30 protein-coding genes are annotated in these 15147 nt (G+C 72.1%); 1 reads left to right on the top strand and 29 read right to left on the bottom strand.

All coding sequences use genetic code 11. The features are described 5' to 3' along the window. From ABZ714_RS34430 to ABZ714_RS34290, 29 genes are all read right to left on the bottom strand, one after another. Nucleotides 1-376, bottom strand: a 376-nt coding sequence (locus tag ABZ714_RS34430) for a hypothetical protein (RefSeq protein ID WP_358829309.1), incomplete at its 3' end; no start/stop codon positions are given. Further along, on the bottom strand, nucleotides 373-918 hold the full coding sequence (locus ABZ714_RS34425) for a hypothetical protein (protein WP_358829308.1): 546 nt from the start codon (nucleotides 916-918) through the stop codon (nucleotides 373-375). The genes ABZ714_RS34425 and ABZ714_RS34430, both read right to left, overlap by 4 nt. Nucleotides 919-929: 11 nt before the next feature. Next, nucleotides 930-1079: a hypothetical protein gene (locus ABZ714_RS34420; protein WP_352308864.1), complete on the bottom strand. Its 150-nt coding sequence runs from the start codon at nucleotides 1077-1079 to the stop codon at nucleotides 930-932. 7 nt (nucleotides 1080-1086) lie between these two features. Then, nucleotides 1087-1971 carry a protein transporter Sec31 gene (locus tag ABZ714_RS34415; protein WP_352308863.1) on the bottom strand — a complete coding sequence of 295 codons (885 nt, stop codon included), beginning with the start codon at nucleotides 1969-1971 and terminating at the stop codon, nucleotides 1087-1089. Between the two features lie 199 nt (nucleotides 1972-2170). After that, nucleotides 2171-2914, bottom strand: a complete 744-nt coding sequence (locus tag ABZ714_RS34410) for a hypothetical protein (RefSeq protein ID WP_358829307.1) — start codon at nucleotides 2912-2914, stop codon at nucleotides 2171-2173. Nucleotides 2915-3014: 100 nt separating this feature from the next. Next, the gene (locus ABZ714_RS34405) at nucleotides 3015-3239 is read right to left on the bottom strand and encodes a hypothetical protein (RefSeq protein ID WP_352308877.1); all 225 of its coding nucleotides are present in this window, start codon (nucleotides 3237-3239) and stop codon (nucleotides 3015-3017) included. Nucleotides 3240-3254: 15 nt separating this feature from the next. Further along, nucleotides 3255-3401 carry a hypothetical protein gene (locus ABZ714_RS34400; RefSeq protein WP_352308878.1) on the bottom strand — a complete coding sequence of 49 codons (147 nt, stop codon included), beginning with the start codon at nucleotides 3399-3401 and terminating at the stop codon, nucleotides 3255-3257. Then, on the bottom strand, nucleotides 3398-3871 hold the full coding sequence (locus ABZ714_RS34395; protein ID WP_358829306.1) for a hypothetical protein: 474 nt from the start codon (nucleotides 3869-3871) through the stop codon (nucleotides 3398-3400). The genes ABZ714_RS34400 and ABZ714_RS34395 overlap by 4 nt, the downstream gene beginning before the upstream one ends. Beyond that, nucleotides 3868-4110: a hypothetical protein gene (locus ABZ714_RS34390; RefSeq protein WP_358829305.1), complete on the bottom strand. Its 243-nt coding sequence runs from the start codon at nucleotides 4108-4110 to the stop codon at nucleotides 3868-3870. The genes ABZ714_RS34395 and ABZ714_RS34390 overlap by 4 nt, the downstream gene beginning before the upstream one ends. Continuing rightward, a complete protein-coding gene (locus tag ABZ714_RS34385) occupies nucleotides 4107-4373 on the bottom strand; it encodes a hypothetical protein (protein WP_358829304.1) in 267 nt (88 codons plus the stop codon). The genes ABZ714_RS34390 and ABZ714_RS34385 overlap by 4 nt, the downstream gene beginning before the upstream one ends. A 97-nt stretch (nucleotides 4374-4470) precedes the next feature. Then, a complete protein-coding gene (locus tag ABZ714_RS34380) occupies nucleotides 4471-4962 on the bottom strand; it encodes a hypothetical protein (RefSeq protein WP_358829303.1) in 492 nt (163 codons plus the stop codon). Beyond that, nucleotides 4962-5228 carry a hypothetical protein gene (locus ABZ714_RS34375; protein ID WP_358829302.1) on the bottom strand — a complete coding sequence of 89 codons (267 nt, stop codon included), beginning with the start codon at nucleotides 5226-5228 and terminating at the stop codon, nucleotides 4962-4964. The genes ABZ714_RS34380 and ABZ714_RS34375 overlap by 1 nt, the downstream gene beginning before the upstream one ends. Before the next feature lie 60 nt (nucleotides 5229-5288). Then, entirely contained in the window at nucleotides 5289-5486 is a 198-nt protein-coding gene (locus ABZ714_RS34370) for a DUF6011 domain-containing protein (protein ID WP_358829301.1), read from the bottom strand. Then, nucleotides 5483-5866: a hypothetical protein gene (locus tag ABZ714_RS34365; protein WP_358829300.1), complete on the bottom strand. Its 384-nt coding sequence runs from the start codon at nucleotides 5864-5866 to the stop codon at nucleotides 5483-5485. Before ABZ714_RS34365 ends, ABZ714_RS34370 begins: the two co-directional genes overlap by 4 nt. Continuing rightward, on the bottom strand, nucleotides 5863-6603 hold the full coding sequence (locus ABZ714_RS34360; RefSeq protein ID WP_358829299.1) for an ATP-binding protein: 741 nt from the start codon (nucleotides 6601-6603) through the stop codon (nucleotides 5863-5865). Before ABZ714_RS34360 ends, ABZ714_RS34365 begins: the two co-directional genes overlap by 4 nt. A 2-nt stretch (nucleotides 6604-6605) precedes the next feature. After that, nucleotides 6606-7469: a hypothetical protein gene (locus tag ABZ714_RS34355; RefSeq protein WP_358829298.1), complete on the bottom strand. Its 864-nt coding sequence runs from the start codon at nucleotides 7467-7469 to the stop codon at nucleotides 6606-6608. A gap of 101 nt (nucleotides 7470-7570) precedes the next feature. Then, a complete protein-coding gene (locus ABZ714_RS34350; RefSeq protein ID WP_358829297.1) occupies nucleotides 7571-7834 on the bottom strand; it encodes a hypothetical protein in 264 nt (87 codons plus the stop codon). Beyond that, complete coding sequence (locus ABZ714_RS34345) at nucleotides 7831-8100, bottom strand: WhiB family transcriptional regulator (RefSeq protein ID WP_358829296.1); 270 nt, start codon at nucleotides 8098-8100, stop codon at nucleotides 7831-7833. Before ABZ714_RS34345 ends, ABZ714_RS34350 begins: the two co-directional genes overlap by 4 nt. Then, entirely contained in the window at nucleotides 8097-8555 is a 459-nt protein-coding gene (locus tag ABZ714_RS34340) for a hypothetical protein (RefSeq protein ID WP_358829295.1), read from the bottom strand. Before ABZ714_RS34340 ends, ABZ714_RS34345 begins: the two co-directional genes overlap by 4 nt. Then, nucleotides 8552-8821 (bottom strand): WhiB family transcriptional regulator, encoded by a 270-nt coding sequence (locus tag ABZ714_RS34335; protein ID WP_352308835.1) that lies wholly within the window; start codon nucleotides 8819-8821, stop codon nucleotides 8552-8554. The genes ABZ714_RS34340 and ABZ714_RS34335 overlap by 4 nt, the downstream gene beginning before the upstream one ends. Continuing rightward, nucleotides 8818-9804 carry an AAA family ATPase gene (locus tag ABZ714_RS34330; protein ID WP_352308834.1) on the bottom strand — a complete coding sequence of 329 codons (987 nt, stop codon included), beginning with the start codon at nucleotides 9802-9804 and terminating at the stop codon, nucleotides 8818-8820. The genes ABZ714_RS34335 and ABZ714_RS34330 overlap by 4 nt, the downstream gene beginning before the upstream one ends. Then, a complete protein-coding gene (locus ABZ714_RS34325) occupies nucleotides 9804-10745 on the bottom strand; it encodes a PD-(D/E)XK nuclease-like domain-containing protein (RefSeq protein WP_352308833.1) in 942 nt (313 codons plus the stop codon). The genes ABZ714_RS34330 and ABZ714_RS34325 overlap by 1 nt, the downstream gene beginning before the upstream one ends. Before the next feature lie 100 nt (nucleotides 10746-10845). Then, on the bottom strand, nucleotides 10846-11505 hold the full coding sequence (locus ABZ714_RS34320) for a hypothetical protein (protein WP_352308832.1): 660 nt from the start codon (nucleotides 11503-11505) through the stop codon (nucleotides 10846-10848). Continuing rightward, nucleotides 11502-11909 carry a hypothetical protein gene (locus ABZ714_RS34315; protein WP_352308831.1) on the bottom strand — a complete coding sequence of 136 codons (408 nt, stop codon included), beginning with the start codon at nucleotides 11907-11909 and terminating at the stop codon, nucleotides 11502-11504. Before ABZ714_RS34315 ends, ABZ714_RS34320 begins: the two co-directional genes overlap by 4 nt. Then, nucleotides 11906-12199, bottom strand: a complete 294-nt coding sequence (locus tag ABZ714_RS34310) for a hypothetical protein (protein ID WP_352308830.1) — start codon at nucleotides 12197-12199, stop codon at nucleotides 11906-11908. The genes ABZ714_RS34315 and ABZ714_RS34310 overlap by 4 nt, the downstream gene beginning before the upstream one ends. 271 nt (nucleotides 12200-12470) lie before the next feature. Further along, entirely contained in the window at nucleotides 12471-12854 is a 384-nt protein-coding gene (locus ABZ714_RS34305; RefSeq protein WP_358829294.1) for a hypothetical protein, read from the bottom strand. Next, the gene (locus ABZ714_RS34300; RefSeq protein WP_352308826.1) at nucleotides 12851-13201 is read right to left on the bottom strand and encodes a hypothetical protein; all 351 of its coding nucleotides are present in this window, start codon (nucleotides 13199-13201) and stop codon (nucleotides 12851-12853) included. The genes ABZ714_RS34305 and ABZ714_RS34300 overlap by 4 nt, the downstream gene beginning before the upstream one ends. Further along, a complete protein-coding gene (locus ABZ714_RS34295; RefSeq protein WP_352308825.1) occupies nucleotides 13198-14046 on the bottom strand; it encodes a phage antirepressor N-terminal domain-containing protein in 849 nt (282 codons plus the stop codon). Before ABZ714_RS34295 ends, ABZ714_RS34300 begins: the two co-directional genes overlap by 4 nt. Nucleotides 14047-14334: 288 nt before the next feature. Further along, on the bottom strand, nucleotides 14335-14586 hold the full coding sequence (locus ABZ714_RS34290; protein ID WP_352308824.1) for a helix-turn-helix transcriptional regulator: 252 nt from the start codon (nucleotides 14584-14586) through the stop codon (nucleotides 14335-14337). A gap of 135 nt (nucleotides 14587-14721) precedes the next feature. On the opposite strand from ABZ714_RS34290, the gene ABZ714_RS34285 reads away from it, so the two are divergent. After that, nucleotides 14722-15111 carry a helix-turn-helix transcriptional regulator gene (locus ABZ714_RS34285; RefSeq protein ID WP_352308823.1) on the top strand — a complete coding sequence of 130 codons (390 nt, stop codon included), beginning with the start codon at nucleotides 14722-14724 and terminating at the stop codon, nucleotides 15109-15111. The last annotated feature ends 36 nt before the right edge of the window (nucleotides 15112-15147 follow it).

Raw genomic sequence — 15147 nt, 5'->3', positions numbered from 1 at the left:
CGCCGATGATGCGGCGCTTGTCGGGCTTCTTCGCGGCGCGGAAGGCGAGTACGACGGCGGTGAGGATGAGTACGACGATGACGGCGCCTTCGGGGGTGAAGGCTCCGAGGCGGGTGGTGGTGATGGCGCTCTCGGCGGTCTGGCCGGTGACGCCGAGGGTGAGCTTGTCGCCGCCCGTGTTGGCGAGGCTCTTGGTGCGGGTGGCGCCCCAGCCGAGGAGGCCGCCGGTGCAGGCGAGGGCGAGGGTGCCGAGGAGGAAGCCCTGGCCGAAGGGGATCAGCTGTTTGGGGTCGCGGCTCCCCTGCCACCAGGGGCGGAGGTTGGCGTAGAGGATGACGAGGCTGATCGCCAGTCCGGCGAGGGTGAGGCCGGTCATGGGGTGACTCCGGTGAGTGCGGTGATGGGGTCGAAGAGGTGGATGGCGCCGGTGGATCCGATGAGGGTGGTGACGAGGAGCATGCGGGGGAGCCAGCGTCCGGATCGGCGGTCGAGCCACCAGCAGAGGGCGGCGGTGCCGATGGCGAGGGTGTAGGCGGCGAGGGGGCTGGCTTCGGTGCGGGCGTCGGCGAGGGTGGTCGACCAGGCGCTGACGGGGCTGGTGCCGCCCGCCCAGGGGGCGACGGCGGCGAGTACGGCGGTGGCGAGGCGCCAGTCCGTGAGGCGGTCCCAGAGGGTGCGTTTGGGTTTGGGGGGTGTGGCGGGGGCGAGGTCGACGGTGACGCGGACTTCGAGCGGCCCGGGCGGGGGTTCGGCGGGCGGCCAGGTCGACGACGGAGGGGGCGGCGGGCTCGGCGGGGCGGGCGGGTTCGTGGGGCCGCCGGGCCGCCAGGGCGGGGTCTCTCCGGGGGCGGGGGGCCGGGAGGGGAGGGGTACGCCGGGCGGGATGATCCGGGTGGGCACGATCGGCTGATCGGGCATGGGGTGCTGCCTCAGTTGAGGAGGGCCGCGGCGAGGGCGGCGAGGGTGAGTGCGAGGGCGAGCGTCCCGAGGACGGGTGGGACGTCGGGGGCCATGAGGATGGCGAGACCGAGCAGCGCGCCGAGCGCCGCGAACGCGAACAGCAGACCGATGAGGGTCATCGCGGGGCTACGCGGTGCGGCGGAGGGCCCGGATGTACCGGCTGACGGTCTCCGAGGAGACCTGGGGGTCCGCGGTCGTCCGGACGTAGCGGAGGACGGCGTCCGGATCGGTGATCCCTGAGGCCAGGGCGGTGCGGACGGCTTCGCGGGCGGACGGCCGGATGGGCCGAACGGTGGTGTCCGGACTGGTATCCGGGCTGTCCGGCAGCGTGTCCGGAACGGTGTTCTGCGTGTCCGGGCCGGGCTGGGCAAGGGCTGCGGCTTCGGCGGCGACCAGGCTTTCCCCGCGGGCGAGTTCGCGCCGCACGGCGACCATGGCGAGGCGTCCGCCGATTTCGCCGCGCTGGATGTCGACCCACTGCTGTGTCTTGGGGTCGAGGGGGGTGGCGTAGTGGGCGAGGACGATGGTCCAGCCGGTCTTGGCGATGCCGGAGACGGCGGCGCCGATGATGCCGATGACGATCTGGTCGGCGAGCCATCCGTGGGCGGCGACGGCGGCCATGGCGATGGCGAGCGCGGCGTGTCCGGCGCGGCGCGGGAGGGTGGCACGTTGGGCGTCGTAGCGGGCGAGCCATTCGAGGGCCATGCACATGATCCACAGGAGGTCGAAGACCGCGGCGGCCGAGTAGGCGGCGGGCGGGGTGACGACGCGGGCGAGGAGGTCGCCGATGGAGGCGGTGGACCAGATGACGGAGGCGGTGACGAGGAGCCCGGCGGCGAGGGTGACGGCCCCGAGGACGATGCGGTCCCAGTCGCGCGGGGGGACAGGGACTTCCTCGGTGTAGGGCTCGGTGACGAGGACGGTGCGGCCGTCGATGGTGTGGGGGACGGTCCGGGTGCGGGTGACCGCGCGGGTGCGCAGGCCAGCACCAGTATGGTGTGGCGTAGCCATGGGAGGGTTCGTCTCCTGTGGTGAGGACCCCGGCCGGAGCTGCGATCTCCGCGTCCGGGGTCCGTTGCGTTATGGGGTTGTTGCCGGTGCGGGTCGCTGCGATTCGATCCGCTGTGGCGTTGCGCAGGATCCTACCGGATGCGGCAAGTCCTTGTGTCCGGATGTCCGTTGGGGTGTCCGGACATAGTGTCCGGGCTGGTCAGGCGGCGGTGATGCCGTTCTCGGTCCAGAGGGCGCCGCAGGAGCGGCATCGGGCGTACGGCTGGGTGCCGGCGCCGCCTTGGATGTGGATGGTTCCGCCGCAGGCGCAGGGGTGGGCGGTGTTGTCGAGTTCGGCGTGCCGGTTGTCGCCGAGGTCGAGGGCGTTCTCGATGCGGCGGTGGGCTTCGCGGGTGACGGCGGCGATCCGGTGGTGCTCCAGTTCGGTGAGGGGGCGGAAGGGGCCGGGGAGGTGCTGGACTCGGGCGGCGAGCCAGAGGGCGGTCCAGGGGGTGGTGGGCGGTGTGCCGGTGTGGCGCCAGCGGCGGGGGTCGGCGGCGTCGCCCTGGGCTGCCTGGATGCGGCGGGCGTGGTCGGCCCAGATCTTGCGCTCGGTGCGGGTGCGGGCGTGGGCGGCGCGGCGGGGCGGGGGCATGGGGATGGGGGCGCGGGTGATGTCGGCGGCGAGTTGGGTGGCGGTGGCGTGGAGGACCGACCCGACGGTGCGCATGGTCTCGTGGACGGTGAGGCTGATGGGTACGGGGCGGATGCCGATCTGCTCGGGTGACCGCTCCAGGGGGCGGAGGGCGATGCGGTCTTCGGGGTCGTACTCCTCGATGGCGCGGAGGTACGCGCGGAGGCCTTTGCCGAAGCCGTCGGTGATGGTGGGGGCGCCGAGGGCGTCTTGGAGGTCGGGCCAGAGGGTCGCGATGTGCTGGAGCTGCTGTGCGGTGGTGGTGTCCATGGTGGGTGCTCCGTGCGGTGGTGGCGGTACGGTGGGCCCGCCGTGGGGCGCGCCGGGCCTGGGGAGGTCTGAAGGGCGCGCCCCGTCGTGCTGTCCGGGGTCAGGTCTGGTCGTGCCAGTGGATGTCGTGGTGGGCGAAGGCGCGGACGATGGCGGGGTCGTTGAGGTAGTTCTGGAGGCTGTCGAGTTCGGTGTCCCAGTCGCCGTCGCGGAGGTCGCCGATGAGGGTGCTGAGGGTCTGCTCCTTCGTCTCGTCGCTGGCTTTGGCGGTGATGAGGGCGTCGGCGACGGTGTTGAAGATGCGGTAGGCGGATCCCCATCCCATGGGGTGCTCCTTCGGTCAGAGGTAGTTGCCGACGGGTACGTCGTCGATCCTGCGTACGCCGGTGAGGTCGGGTTCTTCGCAGGGGCAGTAGCCGTCGGTTTCGTCGTATTCGCAGGTGAGGTCGGGGTCGTCGTAGCAGGCGGGGTAGGGGCCGGTGGTCATGACGGGTGCTCGTCGTTGAGGGCGCGGATGGTGTCGCAGGGCCAGGGGACGGCCAGCTCGTCGGGGGTGCCGCAGGTGGTGCAGGCTTGGTTGATGAGGCCGTAGCCGCCGGGGTTGTCGTCGCTGTCGCGGCCGAGGCCCTCGACGGGGCGGTGGAGTTGCCGTACGCGGGCGACGGCGGCCTCGGCGGTGTCGGCGCGTTGCTGGTGGGTGATGGCGGTGGTGCGGAGTTCGGTGGCGAGTTGCTCGGCGCGGGTGGCGACGCCTTCGAGGGTGTCGATCTGCTGGTACAGCTCGTCGAGGGCGTCGTCGGTGATGGTGTCGGCGGTGTGCCGGTCGGGCGGGGTGGGGTGTCCGGGGCAGTGGACGGGGTCCATGCCGGGCTGCGGCTCCCATGGGTGGGCGGTGTGGGGGTGGTGGAGGGCGGCGAGTGAGCAGGGCACGGCCGGGGCGGCGCCGGGGCCGGTCACGGCTGGTCCTGGATGTAGCGGTAGCCGGTGCTGGTGGGCTTGAGGCGGTCGAGGCGGATGCCGGTGGCTCGGGTACCGGGGAGGTCGGCGACGGCCCCGGTGGCCGGGTTGTAGGCGACGGGGCGGCACCAGGCGCGGCTGACGGCGGTGTTGATTTCGACGATGCGGAGGTATCGGCCGGGGTTGCGGGGGTCGTTGTCCTGCCAGATCTGGCCGACGGCGGGGGCGGGCGTGGTCACGGCTGGTCCTGGGTGATCGCGCGGGCGACGGCGAGGGCGGGCAGCTCGGTCTGCCGGGCTACCCAGGCAATGCGTTCTGCGGCGTCAGCCGGATCGGGCCAGACGCTGGCGGCGGCTGCCACGGAAGCGTCGTGGGCTGTGGCGGCGTGGTCGAGCCAGTCGGCGAGCTGGGCGGCGAGGTCGGGCAGGGTGACTCCTGTGGTGATGTGCATCGGGTTGCGCATGAGGAAGGCGGCTGCGCGGAGTTCGTCGGCGGGGTTCACGGGGTCTCCTGTGTTCGTGTGCGGGCCGTGTGGCGGTCGGGGGTGACTGGGGGCCGCTGTACGGGTGTTCGGGCCTCAGGCGGGCGTACAGCGGCATCTACGGGGCCCAGGGGAGGTCCTTGCCGTAGCCGTGGGCCCCGGTCCAGCCGGTGCAGTCGTGGCAGCCGTCGGACCACACCATGCCGAGGGCGTCGGCCCAGTGGCGGTCTTCGGGGTGGCCGCACCAGCAGCCGGCCTCGGTGGCGGTGTCCTCGGCGGGCTGCTGTGCCCCGGCGGCAGCCTCGGCGGCGAGGCGGCGAAGGCCGGTGACGACGTGCTGGACTCCGGTCCAGTAGCGCGGGTCCTGCGCGGTTTTGGGGCCGATGTCCTTGAGTAGCTGCTCGTACTGCGCGGCGGCTTCGCGGAGGGTCTCGGCCCGGTCGGTGGCGGGCGGGGGTAGTACGGCGAGGACAGCGTTGACGAAGCCGTCGGTCTCGTCGTCTTGGCCGTACGCGGGCGCGAATCCGTGGTCGTAGCCGCAGTTGCGGGCGTCTTCGCGCTCGAGGGCGTGGGCGATCCGGTCGCGCAGGGTGTCGGCGGGCTCGGGCATCAGCGGATCTCCTGCGTGGTCTGGTCGGCGAGTTCTTGTGCGGCGTCTCGGTCGCCCCCGGCAGCTCGGACGGCCAGGGGAAGCTCGGTCCACACCTGGGCGATCCAGTCGGTGGCCCATTCGTCTCCGGCGCGGTGGGCGCGGTCCATGTCTTCGTGGATGAGGCGGAGGGCGTCGATGAGGGGCTGCTGGCGGGCGAGCTGTTCCTTGATGGTGGCGAGGAGGGCGGGGATGGTCTCGGCGGCGGTGGCGTGCGGGACGGGCATCAGGGGTTCTCCTTCTGGGCGCGTTCGTGGCCGAACCGGGTCGGCCGGGGTGGCGTCGGGTTAGGCGGCTGGGTCGGTGGTGCCGGTGGTGGGGTCGAAGAGGGGTTGCTGGCCCGGGCAGTGGTCTGGGCTGGGGTTTTCCCGGTGCCGGGAAGTGGTGGCGTGGCGGGTTTTGCGGGCGCAGTGTGGGCCGATGCCTCGGGCGGCGGTGGTGGGGGTGTGGAGGGGGCGTCCGCAGATGCGGCAGCGGACCGTCACGCGGCAGGCCCAGCGGCGCGGGCCGTCTCGTAGCGCTGGCGGGCGGCGATGAACTCGGCGTCGGTGCCGCCTCGGTCGGGGTGGGCGGCGGCCATAGCGGCCTTCAGCTCCGGCAGGGACGGGGGCTTCGGCGGGCCGGGGATGTCCGGTGGGTTGAGGTGCAGAGTCCGCGCGAAGCGGCGGTGGAAGATCTCGCCGTTCGCCTCGATCCGCTGACGGTCCACGAACCCGGGGTGGCCGTTGCGTACGAAGTGGATGCGCCGGGCCGTCTTCTTCGTGATCTCCCAGCGGAGGATCTGGTAGTTGCCGAGGGGGCCGTCGTCCCAGTTGGCGTCCCAGAGTTCGTACAGGTACTCGACCGGTTTGGGGGTGATGTTCACGCGGCGTTCCTGTTCTGGCGTCGGCGGTCGGTGCCGGTGATGGCGACGACGGTGGTGTCTTCGGAGAGGCGGGAGACGATGCGGTCGCCGAGGGCGGTGGCGAGGTCGGGGCCTCGGTCCGCGCGGGCGGGGAGGTTGGAGGTGTAGATGGTGGGGCGGCAGGCGTTGTAGCGCTCGTTGACGAGGCGGTAGGTGATCTCCTCGACCCACTCGCTGGCCTTTGCGGAGCCGAGGTCGTCGAGGAGCAGCAGGGGCACCCGGGTGAGGCGGGCGAGTTCGGCTTCGGTGCCGCGGTCGGAGCCTTTGGGGCGGAGGAGGCCGTACATGTCGGCGGCGGTGGTGGCCCGGATCTCGTAGGGGTGGGTGCTGCCCGCGGCGGCGATGCGGCGGAGGGCTCCGTACGCCTGGTGGGTTTTGCCGGTGCCGGTGGTGCCGGTGAGGAGGAGGTTCCCGGCGGTGGCGGGGTCGGTGGCGGCTCGGTCGGCCCAGGCGGCGATGGCGGGGTGCACGGCGTCGGCTTTCTGGTAGCGGGGCGGGGTCGCGGTGGCCCAGCGCTGGAGGGCCCACTCGGCGCGGTTGCGGCGGTGGTATTCGGGGTGGCCGGGTTCGTCGGGCCGGGGGCCGTCGTCGACCGGGCCCCCGGTGACGCCCTGGCGCTGCTTCTCGCGGATCCCGGCGAGGACGCGGCCGAGGGGGGCGTCCGGTCGGCCGGCGAGGGGGCTGGCGGGTTCGGTCATGGTCAGAATCCGTTCTCGTACACGGACATGTCGGTCGGGTTCTGGTAGGGCTGCCAGGCGGTGGGGACGGCGCGGAGCTGGGGGCGGGCGGCTCCCGGTTCGGGGAGCGGGGCGAGTTCGGCCCAGCCGCGCATGAAGTAGCGGGCGGAGTCGATGGCCGTGTTGCGTTCGGCGGCGCGGGCGGCGTACTCGACCATCGCGGGGATGCCGCACTTGGCGATCAAGGAGAGGACGGGGAACCAGCCGTCGCCGCGGAAGGGCCAGCGGACGCGGATCCCGGCGTGGGTGAGTGCGTCGACGAGGGGGCGGGCGGCTTCGGGGATGCCGTAGTCGACGGCGGCCGGGGCGGGCCTCTCCTGCTGGCTGGTTGAGGGGGTAGTAGAAGAGGGGTGAGGGGTAGGTGTCAGGGATTTCCTGACACTGAGGTCAGGGATTCCCTGACACTGAGACTGTTCAGTGTCCGCATTTCCCGGACACTGAGCGTTCTCGTCAGTGTCAGGAGTTCCGGGACACTGAGAGGCTTCAGTGTCAGGAGAATCGGGACACTGAGAAGGGGTGTCAGTGTCAGGGATTCCGGGACACTGAGACGGTTCGAGCAGCGCGATCTTGTACTTCGCGGTCCCGTTCCGCTGGCCCGCCGCAAGCTTCTCCACGGCCCCCTTGGCCGCGAGCGACTTCAGCACGGCGTACAGCTGCGCGCGGCTGAGCTTCGCCCCCCGGAGCACCGCGGGGCGCTCGACGCTGTTCCACGTGATCCGCGTGTCGTCGTTCGCGTCCTCGGCCAGAACGACGAGGAGCAGCTTCTCCCGGTGCGTCAGGGCCTCGGGGGCGCTGGTGAGCACCTCGACGATCAGGCGGATTCCCACGGGTCCTTCTCTCGGTCGAACGGCGGTACGGGCGGTGCGGGGGTGGTTCACGTCCGGGGCGGGGCACACGGCCAGCCGCCCCGGACGGAGCAGCAGGGGTGTCAGGCGGTCGGCGGGGTCTCTGCCGCCGCTTCGGCGCGGGACGCGTCGGCAATGACTTGAAGCTGGGCGACGAGGGCGGCCAGATCAGTCAGGGGGACGCTGCTGCCGTTCGGGTCGGTGCGGAAGTAGATGCCAGGGGTGCCGTCGTCGAAGACGGCGGTGGAGATGAGGAGCCGGTCGCCGTCGACGTCGGTGTGGCGGTAGGCGCTGGAGTGCGGCTCGGCCCCCGCCGGGGCGTGGATGACGATGTGGGTGCTGGTCATCGGAGGTGTCCTGTCTGCTGGTAGGCGGCGGCCGTGTCGGCCGTCTGCTGGGCGAGGTCGTGGCGCTCGTCGGCGGTCAGTCCGCCCCACACGCCGTGACGGTGGTAGTCCTCGGTCGCCATCGCCTGGGCGAGGCACTGGGCCCGGACCCAGCAGCCGCCGCAGATCCGGAGCGCGTCTTCGACCTGCGACGACCGCTTCGGGAAGAAGATGTCGGGGTCGAGGCCGCTGCACGCGGCGGCGGCATGCCAGGCGAGCCGACTCATGCCGCCACCCCCGGACGTCCCGCTCGGATCCACTTCGACGGCAGGCCCAGCCGCAGCCGGACGGCCCGCGCCCCCGCCGCGGTCAGCCCGGTCCGGGCCCCGATCTGCGGGTCGCTCAGCCCGGCCTCGTAGAGCCGGGCGACGGCCAGCTTCAGCTCGGCCCGGGTGAGGGCCCCGGCCCGCTCGCCACGGACGGCCCGCTCCACTGCCGTCTCGTCGACGTCGAGGCTGGGGATGGACGACGGGTCGCCGTGGCGCCGCCACCGCTCGTAGTGCGTCATGCACCAGCCGAAAGCCTTGTGGGGCTTGGGGCATTCGGGCACGGTGCACCCGGTCCGGGGGTGCCGGCCGCCGAGGGGGTCGCCCCAGCGCTGCCAGCGCCGGTAGTGGCGGCTGCACCAGCCCCGGGTATCGCGCGGGCGCTGGCATTCGGGTACCGCGCAGGTGCCGGTCATGCCGCTGCCTCCCGGGCTGTGGCGGCCTTGCGGGTGGTGGCGAGCCGGAGGCGCTCGGGGACGGTGAGGCCGCCGCGGACGCCGTGGCGGGGCCCGCGGCGGTCCGCCTCAGTGGTCATGGCGTCCTCGAGGCAGAGGAGCTGGACGGGGCAGCGGCGGCAGATCCTCACGGCCTCGAAGTGAGTGGTGCCCTGGCCGGGGAAGAAGATTTCCGGGTCGGCCTGGCGGCACGCGGCCTGCTCGCGCCAGTCGTACGCGGGGATCACCGGTCTTCACCTCCGGCGGTCCGGAGGGCGGTGCCGCGCTCCTTGATGTAGTTGCCGAGGCTGGTGGGCGCCCCGGTGTCCGGGTGCATCAGCGGGGTCGCCAGCGCGCTCGCGGCTTCGACCTGACGGTGCAGGTCAAGCAGCCCCTGGTAGGTCGCCTCCTTCGAGGTGGCGGCGTCGACCCATGCCGCGGTGTCCACCGGCTTCGACCCGGTGTTCAGCCAGTCGAGAAGCGGCTTCGCGATATCCCGTCCGCCGTCGGGCTGTTCGAAGACCAGACCCCGGAAGGCGGGGCAGCGGCTCTTGATGAAGCGGAGCCGGTTGTCCTTGTCCATCTCGGCGGCGATACCGAACTCGAACTCGATGCCCTCGCGCTGCTCGGCCCGCATCCCCTTGTTGACCGGCGCCTTCTGGCCGCGGTCGTTCTCCTGGAGGACCCACTTCACCGAGGCGCGCATCGTGACGACGACGTGCCCGGGGTAGGCAAGCAGGGCCTCGATCATCTGGGACTGGAGTTCGCCGCCGTCCTTCCAGCCCGCGAACTTGTTCCCGCCGTACTTGCTGGCGGCCCGCTCCACCTGGTCGAGGGTGCCGTCGGTGCCCTTCCAGAAGTGGGAGAGGCTGTCGACCATCACGACCGGGTACCCGGCCTGGGCGGCAGCCGCGAGGGCTTTGACGAGGTCGCGCGGGTCGTAGCGGTGCATCGGGAGGGTGTCGAACTGGGCGTCGAGGTCGTTGACGTAGAGGGCGGCGGCGCCGCGTTCGGTGTCGATGACGGCGAACCGCTGTCCTTCGGCGAGTCCGCTGGCGAGCGACAGCCCGGTCCACGTCTTGCCGGACCCGGACGGGCCCTGGATGGAGACACGGGCCTTGGCGCCGTCCTTGGTGGCGGGCCGGAAGACGAACGGACCGTCGTCGAACTCGCTCGGGGTAGCCGGGGCGGGGCGGCGGCCGACGTGGGTGGGTGCGGGAAGCTTGCTCATCAGTTCTCCTGGAGTTCGCGTTCGGCCCACGGGGGCATCGAGAGGTAGGTGGTGCCGGTCACGTAGCCGGGCCAGTGCCCGGTCTCGCGGCACTCGACGTACCGGGCGAGGGCGCGTTCGGTGAGGTGGCGTCCGGCCTCGGCGAAGAAGAAGTCCAGCTCGACGACGGTGACGACGTACGGCGGCTCTTTCTCCTGGCAGACGAACGTGAAGGGTGCGTCCCTCGGGAGGATCCCGAGTTCGGCGGCGCCGTCGCGGTACCACTCCTGCTGCTGGCCGTAGCCGTGCTCCCAGAAGGCGCGCCGCAGGTCTTCCGGGCGGGCGGAGCGGACGGTCTTGTAGTCGACGATCCGGTCCGGGCGGAGCCAGTCCGGCCGGGCCCGCCGCCACACCCCGAACCGGGGGTCCGGCCAGAACAGCGACTGCTCCGCCTCCCCCGACCCCGGGGCGAACAGATCGGCGGCCTCCGGATCGGCGGCCAGTACGGCGGCCATGTCGTCGATCTTCTGCTTCGTCGCCTTCTTCAGCGGCACCTTGCCCGCGGCCCGCAGCTCCCGGACCAGGGTCTTGGTCTCGTTGGTGTCCCAGCGGGCGGCGTCGACGACGACCAGCTCGGGCCCGTCACCGAGGACCACCGTGTGAGCGGCGGTCCCGTACTCGTACGCGGGCTTGTACGGCTCCGGGTGGTCCAGCAGGTAGCGGAAGCGGGCCGGGCACTCCAGCAGCCGCCGGGCCCCCGTCGAGGAGAGACTCCCGCCGGGGATCGGGTCGGCGTGGTACTCCTCGGCCTGGATGCCGTACACGCCGGGGAGCACGTCGGCCAGCGCGCAGTCCTCGCACAGCCCGTCGATCGTGAACGGCCCGGCCGCGTCTCCGCACCGGCGGCAGACCAGCGGACCCGCCTCGACCCCGGCCTCCGCCGTGGTGGTGGGTGTGCTCATCAGGTGCTCCGGGGGGTGTAGTAGCGCCGGTTGTCGGGGCCGTGCGGGGTGAGATAGCCGTGGCGGGCGAGGGCGATCAGGTCCCGGCGGCGGGTGCCCATCAGGCGTCACCCCCCTCGTCGGCCGGGGCGTGGCTGTGGCCGGGGCACCAGATGTGCGGCAGGTCGGCCCACTCGTGGGGGTCGTGGTAGTCGTCGTGCCCGCACTCGCTGGCCGGTGTCAGCCAGCGGCCGACCTTCGCCCGGTCCTCCGGCTCGAAGCACAGCGCCACCGGCCGACCGTCGACCGCGATCGCGCCGACGACTAGGACCGGGTCCTCTTCGGGCGCGGGCTCCATCGCCGTGTCGAACCGCCGGACAACCAGCGGCTCCTGCGCGGGGGCCGGGGCGAGCGTGGCCAGGAACAGGGCTGTTTCCGTCTGGCAGTACGCCTCCACGTGGCCGGGCTGGAGCTGGCAGGGAGGGTAGGTCGTGCCGGTGACGCTGACGGTCCGTCCGCAGGTCCCCACTCGCGGCTCCTGCGCGGAGGCCGGGTCGGGCAGGGCCTCGGCGGCCTCCTTCCGCAGACGGGAGGCCACGGCGCGGGCGCCCTCGGCGGCCTTCTGCCCCATGTCGTCGTACAGCCGGACGGCCGCGTCGGTCGCCATCTCGGCGGCCTCCAGCAGCACCTCGGCGGCGTGGGCGTCGATGTGACGCTGGCGGAGCTGGGCGTGCCGGACCCCGGCGGTCAGCGCGGCGTACAGGTCGTCGCGGGCGCTCACAGGGCACCCCCGGCAGGGGTCTCGGCGGGGCGGGCGAGGATGGTCCGCAGACGGGCGGCGGACTCGGCCGGAAGGACCGGCAGCCCGGCCAGCCCCCGGGCCCAGCCCTTCGGCCAGTGCGCGGCCAGCAGACCCGTCAGCCAGCCCGGCCGCTGGTCCGCCTTGAAGCGCTCCCACCCGGCCGACGTGATCCGGCGTCCCGTATCGCCGGACTTGAGGCGGCGCGGACCGGACACGCTGACGATCGCGTACGCCTCGACGCCGTCGATCGTGCTGGTCTCGGTCAGCCGGATCTCGACCTCCGTCGGGACGACGGTCCGCCCGGTGACGGGGGCGGCCAGGTCGGGGACCCCGGCCACGGGGATGGTGAGGGTGATTTCGGTACGGGTACGGACGGCGCTCACAGGGTGCCTCCGGGCGTGGTGTGGATGGTCGGGGAGATCGGGGAGGCGGGGAGCGCGGGCCGGAAGCGGGCGTACGAGCCGAAGCCGTCCTCCGCCATGGCCCGGGCGGCCGGGTCGTAGCAGGACAGGCACCAGCGGCAGCCGGACGGGATCGGGGTCCCGCACTCGCAGTGCGCGACGGTCGCCAGCCGGACGGCGGAAGGACGGCGCCGGTACGGCCACCGCTCGATCGCACCCGCCAAAGCGGCCAGCAGCACCAAGGCGACGAGGACCCACGACAGGGCATCCATCACGCGTCACCCCCGTCGGGCTGCCACGACGGGCACCCCGTCCGCAGACCGGACCGCAGATCGATCTCGGCGTCACACTCCTCGCCCCACCCCGGGTGCTCCGGGTACGGGCCGTCCTCCGGCGGGGTAAGGAGGGAGCACGTCTTGCACCCGAGGACGTCCGGGTTCCGCCAGCAGCGGGCGATGTGAGCCTCGGCGGCCAGCCGCTTAGCCCACGTCCGGCGGCAGTGCGGGCACTGATGCCGAACCGTCTTCACCACGATCGAAGCCATCACGCGTCACCCGCCTTCGGGCAGCCGCACACCGGGTCGCACAAGCACGCCCCGCAGCCCGGGCACCAGTCACCGGGCGGCGCCGCACACCCCGGGCACGCGTCCACCGGGGTCGTCGGGTCGGCCTTCGCGGCGGCGTACGCCTCAGCCGCCGCGACCACACCGGTCGTGTCCGGCAGCAGGGCCACCCCAGCCGCCTGACGGGCCAGCCGGGCGCAGGTCGCCTCCAGCTCAGCCACCCGGGCGAGCAGGGCATCGACACGGCCCGGGACGGCCAGCAGACCGGCGTCATCCAGCGCCGCCGCGATACCCCGGGCGGTCAGCGTCCCGGTCTTGTGCGCGGCCAGGATCACCCGAGCTGCCGCACTGATCGACTGGCTCACGACCCGTCACCACCCTCGGCAGCCGGGGTCACCAGGGCCCACGCCTCCAGCGCTACGCCGAGCACCGAGCCGGACGCCGTCGTGTGCACGTCCCCGGACTCCGATACCTCCGACATCACGGCCAGCCCCCACTCCGCCGCGAAGACCGCCACGGCGTCGGGGTCGCTGGGGAAGCGGAAGTACACCTTCGGCGCGCCGTGGGCGACCGACACCTCCACGCTCGTCGGCACCACCGGCGACGTCTCCAGGACCGTCTCCAGCAGCGTCAGCGCCCGCCCGTAGGCCCGGCGCTCCGGCGACGGAACCGACACCGGCAGCACCGTCGGGGCACTCGTCGGGGTACTCACGCCGCACCGCCCAGCTCGATCGAGCCCTGCACGTCGTAATGCCGCGCCAGCTCCGACCACGCCGTCTCGAACAGATCCCGGTCCCGGACCGTGTACACCGACACGTCCCTGAACACCCCGTCGACCGGCCGCTGGATCTTCTGCGGGTCCCGGCCGTACCGAGCCCGGTACAAGGCCGCGACCGTCTTCCCCAGCCGCGTCCGAGCGGACCGCATCTGCGCCTTCGCGACACCCGCCTCGGACAGGAAGTCCTCGCAGGTCACCGTCACGTCCAGCGGGTCGATGTCCGGCTCCGTGCCGGTCATCCGAGCCAGCTCCGTACGAGCCATCGCCTCGACGTACGAGGGATTGACCAAGCCGAACTGCTTCGCCACACCCATCGCGGCCAGCCGGGCCTCGGCGGCCCGAGCGCGGTCGACATCGTCCAGTTCGCGCCGCAGGGTGGCGGCCTGCTCCACCGAAGCGGCCGGGTTCACGGCCCCGCCCCGCGTCCAATAGCTCTCAACCGCGGTCGTGGTCTCCTGCTGGTACGCGACCAGCGTCGGCCGGGCCGTCGCCGACACCTTGTTCTCGTTCACCGTGGCGAGCCACATCAGGAACGTCCGGACGTCGACCGCGACCATCTGCCGCGTTTTGCCGTCCTCGGCAACCGTGGCGATATCGCAACGGTTGGCCCACGACCGGTCCCGCAGCTTGCGGAGCTGGGCCGGGAAGCTGAGACCGATGGCCTCGACGGCCGGACGGAGCACGACGTGCGGCTCCCCGTCGACGAGGGTCGTACTGATCGAGCCGTTCGACAGGTCGAGTTGCACGACCGTCCGGGGCTCAGGGGATGATGAGGACATCGCGTCCTCTCCTCTCTCGACCGTGCACCGGTCGGATAGGGATGGGTGATGCGCAGGGGCTGTTCCGGATTGCCGTCCGGGATGGCCCCGTCTTGTGCCGTCAGGCAGCTGCGGCAGCCTCGGCCTGGGCCTGGACGTACGGCCGGTGGAGAACCGCGAGGCGGCCGATCTCGGCCGGGGAGAGGCGGCAGTGCTCGCACCGCCGCATCGGCGAAATACCGTGCTCACACGCCGCGTTCATGCCAGCCGCGAAGATCTCGTCCGGCGTTCGGCAGACCCGGCGGGCGGTCACGCTGCCGACCTCGGGAAGACCCGGCGGACCGCGCCGTACGGGAGCGGCCCGTCAGTGATGTCGGCGATGTCACAGCCGAGGTGTTTCGCCGCCGCACGGAGGAGTCGGGGGCCTGCGTTCATACGCCCCCGCTCGATCATGGATACGTAGCTGGGGCCGTAGCCGACGGCCTGCGCGAACTCGGCGAGGGTGGTCCCCGCGAGTTCACGCCGACGACGGATCTCGGCCCCGTTGGTCCTGAGTGCCATGCAGAGAATCGTTGCAAAACTTCTAGAGATTTTCAAGAGGTTGACTGCGTGCGCCCTACCTATGCGCCTCAGCGCCTAGCGATTGGCTAGAGAACATATAGATTTCCACTAGCGATCATGGGATCGTTTGGAGACATGGACACCCCCCGCATCCAGCGCGTCGGCCAGCAGCTCGCCGCGCGCCGCACCGCCCTCGACCTCACGCAACAGCTCGCGGCCGACCGCATCGGAGTAACCCCGACAAGCGTCAGCTCAGCCGAGCGCGGCCTCAACCAAATCCAGCGCAGCAGACGGGCCGACTGGGAGAGGGTTCTCCGGCTGACCCCCGGCACCATCAGCCGCGCCTACACGACAGGCTCGGACCTGGAACCTGCCGGGGATGTCGCTGATCCCGGCCCGCCGGCCTACGCCGATCTGTCCGACCCCCACGAGCGGGCCATTTGGGAGATGGGCATTCCGGAGGTTCAGAGGCGAGAGATCATCGACATGCTTCGCCTCGGCAGAAATGCCCGAAATAGTGCGTAAAAGTATTGGTGCTTAACAGGGGGTAAGCTCGGTCAC

Source organism: Streptomyces sp. NPDC006798 (genome assembly GCF_040635975.1).
GTDB lineage: Bacteria > Actinomycetota > Actinomycetes > Streptomycetales > Streptomycetaceae > Streptomyces.
Note: the sequence above shows the minus strand (reverse complement) of the source record. Positions and strands in the feature narration are given on the sequence as shown.

Excerpts from the sequence above, each read along its gene's own strand:
- ABZ714_RS34425 (WP_358829308.1), bottom strand. The coding sequence starts at position 918 with ATGCCCGATCAGCCGATCGTGCCCACCCGGATCATCCCGCCCGGCGTA.
- ABZ714_RS34420 (WP_352308864.1), bottom strand. The coding sequence starts at position 1,079 with ATGACCCTCATCGGTCTGCTGTTCGCGTTCGCGGCGCTCGGCGCGCTG.
- ABZ714_RS34415 (WP_352308863.1), bottom strand. The coding sequence starts at position 1,971 with ATGGCTACGCCACACCATACTGGTGCTGGCCTGCGCACCCGCGCGGTC.
- ABZ714_RS34410 (WP_358829307.1), bottom strand. The coding sequence starts at position 2,914 with ATGGACACCACCACCGCACAGCAGCTCCAGCACATCGCGACCCTCTGG.
- ABZ714_RS34405 (WP_352308877.1), bottom strand. The coding sequence starts at position 3,239 with ATGGGATGGGGATCCGCCTACCGCATCTTCAACACCGTCGCCGACGCC.
- ABZ714_RS34400 (WP_352308878.1), bottom strand. The coding sequence starts at position 3,401 with ATGACCACCGGCCCCTACCCCGCCTGCTACGACGACCCCGACCTCACC.
- ABZ714_RS34380 (WP_358829303.1), bottom strand. The coding sequence starts at position 4,962 with ATGCCCGAGCCCGCCGACACCCTGCGCGACCGGATCGCCCACGCCCTC.
- ABZ714_RS34375 (WP_358829302.1), bottom strand. The coding sequence starts at position 5,228 with ATGCCCGTCCCGCACGCCACCGCCGCCGAGACCATCCCCGCCCTCCTC.
- ABZ714_RS34360 (WP_358829299.1), bottom strand. The coding sequence starts at position 6,603 with ATGACCGAACCCGCCAGCCCCCTCGCCGGCCGACCGGACGCCCCCCTC.
- ABZ714_RS34350 (WP_358829297.1), bottom strand. The coding sequence starts at position 7,834 with ATGACCAGCACCCACATCGTCATCCACGCCCCGGCGGGGGCCGAGCCG.
- ABZ714_RS34345 (WP_358829296.1), bottom strand. The coding sequence starts at position 8,100 with ATGAGTCGGCTCGCCTGGCATGCCGCCGCCGCGTGCAGCGGCCTCGAC.
- ABZ714_RS34340 (WP_358829295.1), bottom strand. The coding sequence starts at position 8,555 with ATGACCGGCACCTGCGCGGTACCCGAATGCCAGCGCCCGCGCGATACC.
- ABZ714_RS34330 (WP_352308834.1), bottom strand. The coding sequence starts at position 9,804 with ATGAGCAAGCTTCCCGCACCCACCCACGTCGGCCGCCGCCCCGCCCCG.
- ABZ714_RS34325 (WP_352308833.1), bottom strand. The coding sequence starts at position 10,745 with ATGAGCACACCCACCACCACGGCGGAGGCCGGGGTCGAGGCGGGTCCG.
- ABZ714_RS34310 (WP_352308830.1), bottom strand. The coding sequence starts at position 12,199 with ATGGATGCCCTGTCGTGGGTCCTCGTCGCCTTGGTGCTGCTGGCCGCT.
- ABZ714_RS34295 (WP_352308825.1), bottom strand. The coding sequence starts at position 14,046 with ATGTCCTCATCATCCCCTGAGCCCCGGACGGTCGTGCAACTCGACCTG.
- ABZ714_RS34290 (WP_352308824.1), bottom strand. The coding sequence starts at position 14,586 with ATGGCACTCAGGACCAACGGGGCCGAGATCCGTCGTCGGCGTGAACTC.
- ABZ714_RS34285 (WP_352308823.1), top strand. The coding sequence starts at position 14,722 with ATGGACACCCCCCGCATCCAGCGCGTCGGCCAGCAGCTCGCCGCGCGC.